Source organism: Microcoleus sp. AR_TQ3_B6, from assembly GCF_036702785.1.
Lineage (GTDB): Bacteria > Cyanobacteriota > Cyanobacteriia > Cyanobacteriales > Microcoleaceae > Microcoleus.
In genome coordinates this window covers 1-14,424 of the sequence record NZ_JAUBVJ010000066.1, presented here as the reverse complement: position 1 = coordinate 14,424, position 14,424 = coordinate 1, and the positions used below count along the sequence as shown (strand labels likewise).

At 47.0% G+C, this 14,424-nt stretch carries 7 protein-coding genes; 4 read left to right on the top strand and 3 right to left on the bottom strand.

The annotated features are described in order from the left end of the window. Window positions 1-105 precede the first annotated feature (105 nt). Window positions 106-2,286 carry a tetratricopeptide repeat protein gene (locus tag QUB56_RS25860; protein WP_332959083.1) on the bottom strand — a complete coding sequence of 727 codons (2,181 nt, stop codon included), beginning with the start codon at window positions 2,284-2,286 and terminating at the stop codon, window positions 106-108. 99 nt (window positions 2,287-2,385) lie between these two features. Here QUB56_RS25860 and QUB56_RS25855 point away from each other — a divergent pair, with 99 nt between their 5' ends. After that, complete coding sequence (locus QUB56_RS25855; RefSeq protein ID WP_332959082.1) at window positions 2,386-3,051, top strand: glycosyl hydrolase 108 family protein; 666 nt, start codon at window positions 2,386-2,388, stop codon at window positions 3,049-3,051. Between the two features lie 307 nt (window positions 3,052-3,358). Here the strand turns inward: QUB56_RS25855 and QUB56_RS25850 are convergent, their stop codons facing one another. Then, the gene (locus QUB56_RS25850; RefSeq protein WP_332959081.1) at window positions 3,359-6,118 is read right to left on the bottom strand and encodes a calcium-binding protein; all 2,760 of its coding nucleotides are present in this window, start codon (window positions 6,116-6,118) and stop codon (window positions 3,359-3,361) included. Window positions 6,119-6,441: 323 nt separating this feature from the next. Here QUB56_RS25850 and QUB56_RS25845 point away from each other — a divergent pair, with 323 nt between their 5' ends. Next, window positions 6,442-7,632 carry a serine/threonine-protein kinase gene (locus QUB56_RS25845; protein WP_332959080.1) on the top strand — a complete coding sequence of 397 codons (1,191 nt, stop codon included), beginning with the start codon at window positions 6,442-6,444 and terminating at the stop codon, window positions 7,630-7,632. Here the strand turns inward: QUB56_RS25845 and QUB56_RS25840 are convergent. Next, window positions 7,618-7,752, bottom strand: coding sequence for a hypothetical protein (locus QUB56_RS25840; protein ID WP_332959079.1), 135 nt, complete (start codon window positions 7,750-7,752; stop codon window positions 7,618-7,620). The genes QUB56_RS25845 and QUB56_RS25840 overlap by 15 nt on opposite strands. Window positions 7,753-8,477: 725 nt before the next feature. On the opposite strand from QUB56_RS25840, the gene QUB56_RS25835 reads away from it, so the two are divergent. After that, window positions 8,478-11,984: a PAS domain S-box protein gene (locus tag QUB56_RS25835; RefSeq protein ID WP_332959078.1), complete on the top strand. Its 3,507-nt coding sequence runs from the start codon at window positions 8,478-8,480 to the stop codon at window positions 11,982-11,984. 685 nt (window positions 11,985-12,669) lie between these two features. Beyond that, window positions 12,670-13,941 (top strand): FAD-dependent hydroxylase, encoded by a 1,272-nt coding sequence (locus QUB56_RS25830; protein WP_332959077.1) that lies wholly within the window; start codon window positions 12,670-12,672, stop codon window positions 13,939-13,941. The last annotated feature ends 483 nt before the right edge of the window (window positions 13,942-14,424 follow it).

Below are 14,424 nucleotides of genomic sequence, written 5' to 3'. Positions count from 1 at the left end.
TGAGGATTTGAGATTTGCGAATTGGGATTGATTCCACGGATAAATCACGTGGCGGGTACCACCTTTGAAATTTTTGGTCATTAGTCAGCAGTCACTAGCCCGAATTTATCCTATTTTACACAATTTTTCAAACACCGCATACATATCACCAGCAAACTTTTTCGGATTCCACAGCGGCGACAAATTGGCTCGAGCTTTAGATTTCACCAACAGTGATTTAATTGCGTTTCTCAATTCACCATCTTTACCCAATTTTACACCCCAATCCACATATTCCGACCAAGACCAAGCCACACCAGCTTCAATCCCCAAAGCCTGCAAAAACGAATAACCCATTCTCGACAAAAACTGCTCTCCTGTGCGAGTCACCACCGGCAAATTAAACCACAAAGCCTCTAAAGTGTGAGTTCCTCCGTTGTAAGGATAAGAATCTAACAAAACATCCGCCAGCAAATAGATAATTCTGTGTTCTTCCTCAGTAGCAAACCTCGGCAAAAACTTAATGCGGTGGCGACCGACTCCTTCAGCTTCGCAAGCTTGGTGATACGCACCCTCAAACACGGCAGCATCGCCTAAAGCTTTGTGAATTAAGACACTGTTCGGCACTTCTTTGAGAATCGCAACTTGTGCTTTTACCAACTCGCGATTAAATTTTCTGCCGGGAGCGACGCACAGGTAAACTATCTGATCCAAACCGATCCGATTCGACTTTCTCAATGCAACCGGATCGACTCCATATCTCTGAAAACCTGACACCGCTACAAAGGAATCCGGCATCCTAATTAGCTGCTCTTCATAATATTTTTCCCGCCCGGCTGGGTGCGAGTGCCAGTCTGTAACAAAGTAATTTTCCGGCGATATGTAAGGGGCATCAAATCCGAGCCAAGAAACACAAACTGGTGCGGGTTTTTGGTAGAGAATGTCAGCGTGAACTGGTACGCTTAGAGAATCTAAATCTACTAAAACATCCAATTCATCTTGCTGAATTTGGTCGATAATTTCTGCGGCATTGGCAAGTCCGTTCGGGTAGGTTTTCGGAAAAGTAAGTTTGCCCAGACTTTCAAATTGCTGAGTGAGAGCGTCAGGAACAATTTTTTCGGAAGCGTACAAATACAAATGGGGTGTGATGTCCGACAATTCGCGAATAATGTCACCGCTGCACCAACCTACAGAATGGCGGCTGAAGTGATTGGACAAAAAGCCTATTTTTAACTTGCCTTCCAAAGCAGTGGGTTTGAAACTGTAATTTGCGGGTTGAGAAAAATTAGGTTTGATACATTGGTCGATATACTTTTGGGAAATTAATCTGTAAAGTTTTGAGTTGGCCGCCAAGTCATCTCGCAAATAGGGCGTGCTGAATAAGAAGTTTGCATAAAGCGATTTAATTTCTACTGAACTAGCGGTTTCTAAGTTTTGCTGCAAGTACGACTCTAGCTCTAAAAATCGCTCGCCCGCAATTTGATTCAATCCCGACACTTGATAGGTGCTGACGAAGTAAACCGCGGTCATAATTGGATCGGTTTCGGCACACATTTGGCTGTATTTGTGAACGGCTTGCCGCGCGGCCGCTAAATCGCTAGTATCTCTGAGGATGCCGCATAAATGTTGGTGAGCGGAAATAAAATCGGGTTTAATTTCTAGGGCTTTTTGAAGGTTGGGTATTGCTTCTTTAAATTTGCCTTGGTGGCGCAAAACTATGCCAATTTGACAGTATGCTTCGGCTAAATCGGGTTTGAATGCGATCGCCCGCTGCCATGCAGCCACAGCCTCATCTAACTGCCCTTGCCGCGCTAATTTATATCCCAAATTTAAGTGAAAATCTACCTCAGCTAGATGGGGATCGAGTTCGAGAGCTTTTTGCTCGTATGCTAACGCTGCATCCGGCTGCCCCTGCTGCTTCAGTACCCCTGCCAAATTCCAGTAAGCAGCAGCCAAATTTGGTTTAAGTTCGATCGCCTTGGAGTAATTGACAATAGCCTCCACCAAACGCCCTTGTTTGTAAAGCATACTGCCCAAATTAGTATAAGCCTCAGCAAAATCGGGATTCAGGGCGATCGCCTCAGAATAACACCGCATCGCTTCGTCAAGAAGGCCGCTTGCTTGCTGCACATTGCCCATCGTCACGTAAGCCGCCGCCCAATCCGGTTGCAATTCCAGAGCTCGGCGACAAGCAGCGACGGCTGCTGTTAAATCGCCTTGAGAGTAATACATTTCTGCGGAGACTGTCAGCGATGCAGCATCTTCAACTTCGGGTGTTTCGGATTGGTTGCGAAAATCAGAATTCATTTGGCGGCCTATCTGTGCTATCAAGTTAAAGGTTGAATCTCGATCATTTTGCAGAGTAGCAGTTTTAGCGGAACTACGGGCGATCGTCACAGAGAATTTATGAGCGACAAGCAAGCGACACAGCGCCAACATAACATTAAGTGGAAACCAAACCTCCTGCTGGGGATACTCTTGTTAACCTTGGCAATCCCCTTACCCTTTGCCCAAAAGACTCTCGCACAGCAGCAGACTGCCAGCTTTCGGCAGAAATTATTTCAAACGGCTCTTTATTTCACCCTATATTTTGAGGGTGGATTCAGCAATCACCCAGCCGATAAGGGCGGCAGAACTTATAGGGGGGTTCTGCAAACGGAATACAACGCCTACCGCTACAGTCGTGGGCTTCCGCCCCTCGACGTGACGCAGATGTCGGAAGCAGAGCTCCTAGAAATTTATAAATATTACTGGGATTCGAGCCTCTCAGGCACGATGCAGCCGGCTTTGGCGATCGTCATGTTTGACACCGCCGTTAATTTCGGTATTAATAACTCTATTACCTTTCTCCAGCAAGCCTTAGGATTGCCGCAAACCGGCGTTTTTGACACGCGCACCAAGCAAGCATTGAAAGCCGCTAACAACAAAAATACGGCGCTGCAAATGATTAACGAACGGATTATTTACCGCTACAAACGGGTGCAAGAAGATCCGAGTCAGATGGCTTTTTTCCGGGGTTGGCTGAGCCGCGATTACAGTTTGTGGGGCTACGTGAACAAGATTAAAAATTAAGCCGATTCATTTGTCAATAGGCTTTTGAAGGCGGGCTAGGAAGGCCCACCCACAAGAAAATTTAATATTTGTGGAACAGGCATCTTGCCTGTTGCTGATACAGCGTATTCCAGGTTTATGAAGTAGGGACACCGCGAGAGCAAGAGTGTCCCTACGGCGGGATAGATCGATAGCCGGGTGTCATTCATAAACGTGGAATGTTCTATAAAACATCCTCTAAGCTACTCGCTGTGCGAATTAATTCCCACAGCGAGCTTTCGGTTTAAGCGATCGCGCCTCGCTCGCTCATTCGATCGCCCTTTACTCTCTAAATCAAAGTGATGTTAGCAGTTACAAAACTTCCCAAAAGTTGGTCGGGCTTCACCGAATTAACCACAGCCAAAACTTGGCCGGAATCCGCAACTCGAATGACAGTGCTGCAATCAACCTCGTCCAGTCGCAAGTTATTAAAGGTCAAATCTCCCGAAAGTCCGATCGAATCAATTCCCACCTGAAAATCGGCAATTAAATCAGCAAAATTTGCATCCGCTGGCGCTCCATTTTGGCGCAGCACAAACAAATCATTTCCCGGCCCGCCAACTAAAGTATCTTGAGCCAAATCGCCGCTGAGCGTATCATTTCCTTCCCCGCCAAACTGCACATCCAACCCTTTGCCGCCGAACAGAAGATCGTCGCCATTGTCACCGATAACAGTATCATTAGCTCGATCGCCCCTGAGTCGATCGTTCCCATCGCGGCCGACAATTAAATCGTTATCCTTGCCACCAAAAATAACATCATCGCCAGCAGCACCATCAATCGTATCGCTGCCGGGATTGCCAAAAATGCGATCGTCCCCATCACTGCCAAACAAACTATCAGCAGCATCCAAACCGAATATCGTGTCATTGCCCCTGCCACCATTAATACTATCTTCACCGCTAGTACCAAACAGCAAATCATCTCCTGGATTTTCCAAAGTCAAAATTGGGCCGGGCTCCAATACAGGCATCGGTATCGATATCGGTGCCGGACATGATTCCGTTGGTGAAGGCGTTGGAGTCGGAGTCGGTGAAGGCGTTGGAGTCGGAGTCGGTGAAGGCGTTGGAGTCGGAGTCGGTGAAGGCGTTGGCGTTGGAGTCGGAGGCGTTGGAGGCGTTGGAGGCGTTGGAGGCGTTGGAGGCGTTGGAGGCGTTGGAGGCGTTGGAGGCGTTGGAGGCGTTGGAGGCGTTGGAGTCGGAGTTGGTGTAGGCGTCGGAGTTGGAGTCGGAGTTGGTACTGTCAGTACAGGTGTAGGAGTAGGTGGAGGTGGAGTTGGAGGCGTTGGCGGAGGCGTTGGCGTCGGTGGAGTCGGAGGTGTCGGTGTGGGAGGTAGCGGTTGCGGCGGCGGCGGTGGAGGCGAGACAGCAAAACTACTGAAAATTTGCGTGCTGCTAAAATTTCCTACCGTTTGGATGAGGCCAGCACCAGGAGTAGTCGCTGTTTCCGTCGCAAAGAAGTCAACAATCTCTACATCTCCACCGTCGATGGTGCCATCTTGATTTAAGTCAATTACCAAACTCGTGCCATCTCGTCCCAATCCCGTCGTGCCAGGAGCTAAAGTAAGCGATAGCGTGACTCCCGGAATACTGAGGGAATTTGTGCCGCCAATGTCTGAAATAATGCTACCTTGAGCCGTCGTGCCATCCAACTGATAAAAATCATTGCCCGCCCCTCCTAGCAAGAAGTCAGCACCACCACCACCGGCAAGGGTATTATTGCCATCTCCCCCCAATACAAAATCATTACCCAACCCGCCGTTTAAGGAATTATCGCCAGCCCCCCCACTCAGCCAATCATTGCCGGCCCCCCCATTTAAGATGTCATTGCCATCGCCGCCAAACAGGAAGTCAGCGCCATCCAATCCCGACAGGAAGTCATCGCCAGCAAAACCACTTAGAAAATTAGAGCTAGTATTTCCTGTTAGAGAATCGTTGCCGCTGCCACCGTTAATATCTTCAATGTTAATCAAGCTGTCAGTTCCCTGTCCTGTTGCCGTTCCAGTTGTGAGATTAGCGACTACCGGGCTAGTTGCAGTGCTGTAAGAAACTAAATCGAAACCCTCTCCACCATCAAGCGTGTTATTCCCAGCTTCTCCAGATAAGAAATCGTTGCCCAATCCGCCACCGAGGAAGTCATTGCCATTACCGCCGAAGAGGAAATCACCGCCATCTAATCCGAAAAGAGAGTCATCCCCAGCGAAACCTCTTAGGAAATTAGAGCTAGTATTTCCTGTCAGAGAGTCCTTATCGCTGCCGCCGTCAATGTCTTCAATACCGATGAGAGTGTCGGTGCCTTCTCCTGTTGCTATCCCTGTTACGAGATTTACCAGCACGGGAGTTGTTGCTTTGCCATAGGAAACTATATCAAAACCGTCTCCGCCGTCGATCAAATCGCTGCCGGCATTTCCAGCCAAAAAATCGCTGCCGAGTCCTCCTTTGAGAGTGTCGTTGCCGTTTTCACCGAAGAGAAAATCGCTGCCATCTCCTCCAGAAATTGAATCATCGGCATCGAAACCCGCGAGAAAGTCAATACCATCCCCGCCATCTAGGGAATCTTTGCCAGCACCGCCAAGTATTGTATCGTCGCCCAATCCGCCTAGAAGCGTAGCAGATTTGTTCGCACCGGCGAGAGTTTCAAGGCTGATGAGAGTGTCATCCCCCGCGTCGCCAAAAATTAGGTCATTACCGCCAGTGCTGCCGAGAAAATCATTGCCTTCACCGCCGCCGAGAGTCGAATTACCGAGTCCGTCAATTAGGGAATCATCGCCAAGTCCGCCAACGATCGAGTTATTGCCTTCATCGCCGAACAGAAAGTCTCTACCTCCTAGCCCGACGAGGCTATCGTTTCCTGCCGCTCCGAATATGTCGTCATTGTTCGCAGTTCCTGTTAGTAGAGTGTCACTGTCATTGGGTGCAAAAATAAATGCCATGACTGAATTTCCTGATGTGATGTTGTGAGTTTTGAAGTTTTTGCTACTTAAATACGAGTTCGAGCTGATATCTTGCACCTGCTGCATAAACCGGGTTTCTGGCCAATACTCTGCCACAAACTCAATATTTTCATTCAGAAACTCGGTTTCTCTATCGGTTATTGATAATGGCGCGATATCTCAGTTCGCTCGCACCTATAAACTCGTGCACAGACATAATTAAATAAACTTTTTTCTAAGTCAATTCATAAAGTTCATAACTTAAAGTCATAAAAGTCATATTTGTAAAAATATATTGCGGTCGCTAGACAAGTTAGCAATATTCAGCTAAATCCTATATAACAGTAATTAGACCACAGCCCATAAAAATCAGTTTGTAGTTGCGCTTAAGCGCCGGTTCCAAAATCGCAATTATAAAAATCGGAATTAGGAGCAAAAAAATGGTCAGCTTGAGTAGAATTAGCTTAAAGCATGAAATGATGACACCAGACGAAGCCAGCAATTTCTTGGATAATTTGGTATCCCAACAAACAGGAGAACACCTAAGTCGATTGGAGCAGTCGATAATTCAAGGTGTTTTACAGTCTTGGACCTACAAAGAAATTAAGGAAAACGATCCGATCGCACACTATTATACAGTGGGCTTCCTAGGTCGCTATGTCGGTTACAATTTGTGGAAAAAACTGACAAAGGTATTGAGACAAGCAGGCATTATCAGCCAAGAAGAAAAAGTAGTCGGAGCAAATCTTTGGGACTGCATCATGAGATCTGTACAAAAACGCACACAACCAGCTAATTCTGTCGATCCGATGTTGCAAAAGCTGCTGCGGATGCGTTACCGAATCAGAGAACATTTAGTCAGCACCGAGTACAGCAATACGTATCTGGCTGAAGATGAGAATTTGCCCGATCGACCTTTGTGCCTCGTCAAGCGCCTGAAAAGCCAGTCTGAGAGAACCAGCCAGCTATTCGAGCGAGAAACGCGGGTTGTATATCGATTGGGCAAACACGATCGGATACCGGAATTGTTAGCTCGCTTTGAAGAAGATGGATATTTTTATTTAGTCTATCAATTCATCGAAGGGCAACCGCTGTATCAAGAACTAATCGAAGGTCAACCTTGGGAAGAACATCAGGTTATTGCTTTGTTGAAAGATATCTTGGAAGTGCTTGTATTCGTTCACAAACAAAATGTAATTCACCGCGACGTTCACCCTCAAAACTTAATCAGGCGGACATCAGATGGCAAGATTGTATTAATTGACTTTGGGGCCGTTAAAGAAATTAACACCTCGCACAACAGCATCGGTCAAACGCGATCGTGCGGAGGCACTCAGCAAGACTACATCCCTCCGGAACAAGCCATCGGGTCGCCGAAATTTTGCAGCGACATCTATGCTGTCGGGATTATCGGGATTCAAGCCTTGACAGGGATGCAGCCGAAACAACTCAGAGTCGATAATTTAGGCAATCTCATCTGGCAGAAAAATGCAACTGTCACCCCGGAGTTTGCTAGCGTTTTAGACCAGATGGTACTGTACGCTTTCCCCCAGCGTTACCCGTCAGCAACCGAAGCTTTGCAAGCACTTCAAAATTTGGGAGTCAGCAGTCAGTTGTCAGTTAACTGTTGACTGTTGTCTGTTGACTGTTGACTGTTGACTGTTGACTGTTGACTGTTGACTGTTGACTGTTGTCTGTTGACTGTTGACTGTTGTCAGTTGACCAAAAATTTCAAAGGTGGTACCCGCCACGTGATTTATCCGTGGAATCAATCCCTTTTCGAAAATCGAAAATCCTCAAGCCCCCGGATTTATCCGTGGGGTCAATCGAAAATCGAAAATCGAAAATCGAAAATCGATTGACTGTTGTCATTAGTTGATGAACAAAACCCAACCGCATTGTACGCGAGCATCGGTAGGGACACGGCAATGCCGTGTCCTTACCGGGCTCTTTTAATAATTGGTATAAGATTGAGAATTGTAGCAATAGTTTTTAAGCTTAAAACTATCAGCGATTTAATGAATTTACTCAAGTATTTTAAACAACTGTTTAGCATAACTTTTGTGCCGATCGCATGAACCGCACCCGCAGATCCCGGTTTACAATGCAAGTGATCTTTTGCCTAGGGATTCATCCGCTACCATTACCCCTCGCTCCACTGAGTAAAAACACTTGGCAAGGCCGCTGAATCCGCCGCTAATTTCCCAGGAAAAAGGAAAAAGGCTGAAGGAAAAAGGAATTTTTTATTTTAAATTACAAGCAAAAAAAATGTTGGATTTTGCCAAATGCCTTCTACATAAGAGCTTTCAAACTTTGGTTGACGATCTCTCTAAAGTTAGATAAAATAATTAAGATTTTATGAATGGCAGTTTTAATAAAATCTTAAGCAGATTTGTATAGCAGGCAACAAGATAGCTACGGTGTTTATTGTTACCTTGGATACGTAGAAAGCCAAATAATTTGAGGGAGCGAGAAATTGGAAATTTTTGAACGACCACAACAAGTGCAAAAATCCTCAACCCCAATTGCTGGAGTTCAGTCTTTTTCCAAAAAAGCTAGTATTGCAGTAATGGCGATCGGCTGTACAGTAATTTTGGGTTGGATATTCGATCTGCAACTCTTAAAGAGCATTCTGCCCGGACTGGTTACCATGAAAGCCAATACTGCGGTCTGCTTTATTTTAGGCGGGTTTTCTCTCTACATCCAACAGCGGCGGCGCGCCGAGTTAACAGCAAGAAAGCATCAAAAAACCGCTAAATTTTTAATTTCTAGCGGTTCATTTTTAATTATATTAATTAGCCTCTTAACCCTAGCTCAATATCGCTTTAATTTAGACTTAGGCATCGACCAACTCCTATTTAAAGAGAGTTACACCTTGACAAGCCACGGCACACCAGGACGCATGGCGCCGAATACTGCTGCTGCTTTTTTCTTGCTGGGAACAGCCCTGCTGCTGCTGTCAGAACGGCGCCCTAAATACCTGCGGGTTCAAATTTTAAGCTGTTGTGCATTTTTAATTGCATTTCTGGGTTTTATAGGGTACATCTACGGCAAAGCTTTATTTTACAGAATTGGCGATTATACAGGCATGGCTTTGCACACGTCCGCAGCATTTATATTGCTGAGCTTCGGCATTTTATTTGCCAGTCCAGAGCGAGGATTGATAGCAGTAATCGCCAGCGAGCGGGCGGGTGGCATCATGGCGAGGCGCTTGTTGCCGCAGGCAATTATTATCCCGCCTTTAGTGGGTTATTTCATCCTCACGGGAGAGCGGTTACAAGCCTACACCTCGGAGGTAGGGATATCGCTGTTAAGCGTATTGAACGTAATTATTTTTACAGTTCTGATTTGGCAGAATGCAAAAACTCTCTGCACCGCAGACCGCAAGCGATATCGAGCGGAATTGGGACTGAGAAAAGCTAAATTAGACTTAGAAACAAAAGTTGAAAAACGGACTCTCCAACTGCAAATCGCCAACGAACAATTGCATCAGCAAATTCTCGACTCTCAAACAACAAAGCAGGCGCTTCAAAAAAACTACAACCTGTTGCTGACAGTGATAGACAGTACGCCGACAGCTCTATTTGTAAAAGATATTCAAGGTCGTTACATGATGCTCAATGCTGCGGGAGCCAGTATAATTGGCAAGTCTGTAGACGACATTATCGGCAAAGATGACAGCGAGTTATTTCCGCCGGAAATTGCGGGCAATATTAGGAGAACAGATATCCCAATTATGACAGCGGGAGAAACGCAATCAATTGAAGAAGAACTGCCAGTTAAAGGGAATTTGCGGACATTTCTTTCTACAAAAAGCGCTTACCGGGACGGGCTAGGGAATATCAGCGGTATAGTTAGCATCGCGCGGGATATTACTGAGAGCAAACAAGCCGAAATCGCCAAAAGCAATCTGGCAGCAATTCTGGAAGCAACGCCGGATTTTGTAGGTATCTGCGACCTCGAAGGACGCCCCATTTACATCAACAAAGCAGGTCGAAAAATGGTGGGTATAGACGAAAACGAAGATATATCCAACCGACAAGTTGCAGAATTCACGGCAGCCTCAGCCCGCAGCACTTTGAATCAAGCGATCGCCACCGCTATTTCCGGTGGCTTGTGGAGCGGAGAAACAGCCTTTGTGTCAACATCGGGACTCGAAATTCCTGTCAGCCAAGTCATCATTTCCCACTCTGCACCCGACGGCAAACTCACATACATTTCGACGATCGCCCGCGACATCAGCGATCGCTTCCAAGCTGAACAAGCGCTGCAACTGTCTCAAGCTCGTTTCGCCGGCATTTTAGAAATTGCCGAGGACGCGATTATTTCCGTGGATGCTGACCAAAAAATTATCCTGTTCAACCAAGGTGCAGAACGGATTTTTGGGTGGACGGCTGCTGAGGCGATCGGGCAATCCCTGAGCCTGCTGTTGCCCGAAGCTTTTGCCGCCCCTCACAGCCTCCTCGTCAGTAATTTCGGCCGCGGCGTTAAACAACCCCGAAAAATGGGCAAGCGCAAAGAAATTTTCGCCCGCCGCCGAGACGGTACGGAATTTCCCGCCGAAGCTTCTATTTCCAAACTCGAAGTTGCAGGCGAAATCATATTCACAGCAATTTTGCGCGACGTGACAGCCAGCCGAGAAGCCGAAGAATTTGTGCGTCTGAGCGAGGAAAGATACCGATCGCTGGCAATGGCCACCGCACAGATGGTTTGGATGACAGATGCCCAGGGAAAGCCGATCGCACCGATCGACTGGATGGCATATACAGGTCAAAGTTTCGAGGAAGCTACAGAAAACTGGACTTCGGCAATTCACCCAGACGATCGCGGGATCACGGCGCAAGCTTGGATGCGCGCAGTAGAAACCAAAAGTCTCTACGAAGTCGAGCACCGCTTGCGGGCAGCAGACGGCAGCTACAGACACTTCTGGGTGCGCGGAATTCCAGTTTTAGCAGAAGACGGCAGCATTCGCGAATGGGTGGGAACTCACACCGACATTACCGATCGAGTCCAAGTTTTGGAAGCACTCAAGCAGTCCGAGGGACAGTATCGATGGCAAGCAGCCCAGCTCGAAAAAGCTGTCCACGAGTTGCACCAAACTCAAACTCAACTCATCCAAACCGAAAAAATCTCTTCTCTCGGGCAGCTAGTCGCCGGCGTCGCCCACGAAATTAACAATCCGATTAACTTCATCTACGGCAACATCACCCACGCCAGCGAATACGCCACAGACTTGCTCGGTTTGCTCCACCTTTACCAAGAAAAATACCCAAATCCCGTCCCGGAAATTGCAGAAGCAGCCGCAGATCTTGACATCGATTTCTTAATGGCAGACTTTACGAAGATTTTGGAATCCATGAAAGTAGGAGCCGATCGCATCCGCGACTTAGTTGTATCCTTGCGCAACTTTTCCAGACTCGACGAATCGCAGATGAAGCTAGTTGACATTCACGAAGGAATCGAAAGCACTTTGCTAATTTTGCAGCACCGGACCAAATGTAATGCACTTCGTCCCGCGATCGAGATTATCAAAGAATACGGCAACTTCCCAAAAGTCGAGTGCTATGTAGGTCAGCTCAATCAGGTATTTATGAATCTTTTAGGAAATGCGATCGATGCCCTCGAAGAGTACAACCGCCAGCGTTCTTCAAAAGAAATATATGCTAATCCCAACAGAATTCGGATTACCACCAGTGCAAATTCACACACACTAACAATTCGGATTGCCGACAACGGGATGGGAATCAATCAAGAAGTTATCCCCAAGTTGTTCGACCCATTTTTTACTACTAAACCCGTCGGCAAAGGCACAGGCTTGGGACTGTCAATCAGCTATCAGATTATAGTTGAAAAACACGGAGGCAAACTGCAGTGTATTTCCGCGCCCGGGGAAGGTGCAGAGTTTGTCATCGAGATTCCCCTTTCCCAGGAAGTATCAGCGCTGGCTAAGGAAAACACAAAGGAAAAGGTCATTAGTCAGTAGTCATTAGTCAGTAGTCAGCAGTCATTAGTCAGTAGTTAGTGGTCATTAGTCAGTAGTTAGTGGTCATTAGTCAGTAGTTAGTAGTCATTAGTTTTAGGGTTCACCCATCGGAGGGGCTAGAAACCGGGTTTATACGAGTTTTGCGTTTAGTGACGAGAAATATAAGAAGAAACCCGGTTTCTGAGGTATCGAGATTCCCCTTGGCCAGGAAGTATCAGCGCTGGCTGCGGAAAACACAAAGGAAATAGTCATTAGTCAGCAGTCAATCGATTTTAGATTTTAGATTTTAGATTTTAGATTTTAGATTGACTTGCGCGAGATAAATGCTCTTTCTTGAGGATTTTAGATTTTCGATTTGGGATTGATTCCACGGATAAATCACGTGGCGGGTACCACCTTTGAAATTCTTGGTCATTAGTCAGTAGTCATTAGTTTCAGGGTTCACCCATCGGGGGGGTTAGAAACTGGATTTCTAGCAGTTTTGCGTTTAGTGACGAGAAATATAGGAAGAAACCGGGTTTCTGAGGTGGCGAGTGCATCCAGGGCTTGCATTTGGAGATCCTAGTCTGAAACCCTTGATTTTCACGAATGCCGATACTCTCCCTTTCTCGATCGCCCTAAATCGAAATAATTCTTTACAATAAAAAAGTAACAATCCAATTAACTTTGACAAAATCCCTTGAAAATGCCTGTAAACCAACTTTCTCCAACCACAGCCTCCACGGAAACACAGACACTCGACTTTGACATAGCCATCGTCGGAGGCGGCATAGTCGGGGCCACCTTAGCCAGCGCCTTAAAAGATTCTGGATTAAAAATCGCTATAATTGAAACCCAACTCCCCGCCGCCGCCGCAGCCAAAAAACAAGCCTATGCAATCACCCTGCTATCAGGAATGATCTTAGAAGGTATCGGCGTGTGGCAGCAAATCTTGCCGCAAATCACCACCTTCGAGCAAATTAGCCTCTGCGACGGCGACTATCCCGGTGTAGTCGAATTCCACCGCCCGGATTTGGGAAATACTGGCAAATTGCCCGTACCAAAAACAGCTTTAGGTTACGTTGGCGAGCACCGAGTCATGCTGTCAGCTTTGCAAGAATCTTTGGCAAAAAACCCGAATTTTAGTTGGGTTTGCCCTGCAGAAGTAGTCGAGGTAAAATATTTAACCGATTGCGCCGAAATAGAAGTAAAACAAAACGGCAAAACTCGGACAATTCGCAGCAAATTATTAGTCGCCGCCGACGGTTCGCGATCGCGCATCCGCACCGAAGCCAACATCAGCACTCGCGGCTGGAAATACTGGCAATCCTGCGTTGCTATCACCATTAAAGCAGAAAAACCGCACAACGATATCGCTTTTGAGCGCTTTTGGCCGAGCGGCCCGATGGGAGTTTTACCATTACCTGGCAACCGCTGTCAAGTAGTTTGGACAGCACCCCACGCGGAAGCAAAAGCTTTGCAACAAATGGATGAAACAGAGTTTTTGGCTTTGTTGGAACACCGCACTGGCGGGCTTTTGGGGCGTTTGGAATTGGAGAGCGACCGCTTTTTGTTTCCCGTACAGTTAATGCAGAGCGATCGCTATGTTTTGCCCAGATTAGCACTAATTGGCGATGCCGCGCACTGCTGCCATCCCGTCGGCGGCCAGGGATTGAATATGGGCATTCGAGACGCAGGTGCGATCGCCCAAATCTTGCAGCAAGCGCACCAAAAAGGCGAAGACATCGGCGACTTGCGAGTATTGAAACGGTATCACAACTGGCGGAAAAAAGAGAATTTAATCGTATTAGGATTTACCGATTTTCTAGACAGATTATTTTCCAATACTTGGCTGCCAATTGTAGCATTTCGCCGCTTCGGATTGTGGTGTTTGCGGACAATTCCCCCAGTGAGGTTTTTAGCCTTGCGCTTGATGACCGGTTTAATGGGCCGGCCGCCAGAATTAGCGCAAAATTAGAAGAAGAAACCGGGTTTTTTCCTATGTTGCTTGCACTCTAGCGGTGTTGCCACATCCGCCAGGGGTTTCAACCCCTGGCTAATAGCGAAAGTCGGTTGAAACCGACTGAAAAGCTGAGATAAAAATCAAAAAATCTTTAGTCCTCATAGCGAGGAGTTTTGCTATGAGACAGGGGTTTCAACCCCTGGCGGACTATCGGGCTAACCGAGGTTTCTGGCCGCGGGCGCACAATCAATAGAAACCGGGTTGTTTCCTATTTCTTCGCCTGTCACCAAATATTCTCCCAAAAACCCGGTTTCTGGCCGCGGGCGCACAATCTTTAAAAACCCGGTTTCTGGCCGCGGGCGCACAATCAATAGAAACCGGGTTGTTTCCTATCTCTTCGCCTGTCACCAAATATTCTCCCAAAAACCCGGTTTCTGGCCGCGGGCGCACAATCTTTAAAAACCCGGTTTCTGGCCGCGGGCGCACAATCAATAGAAA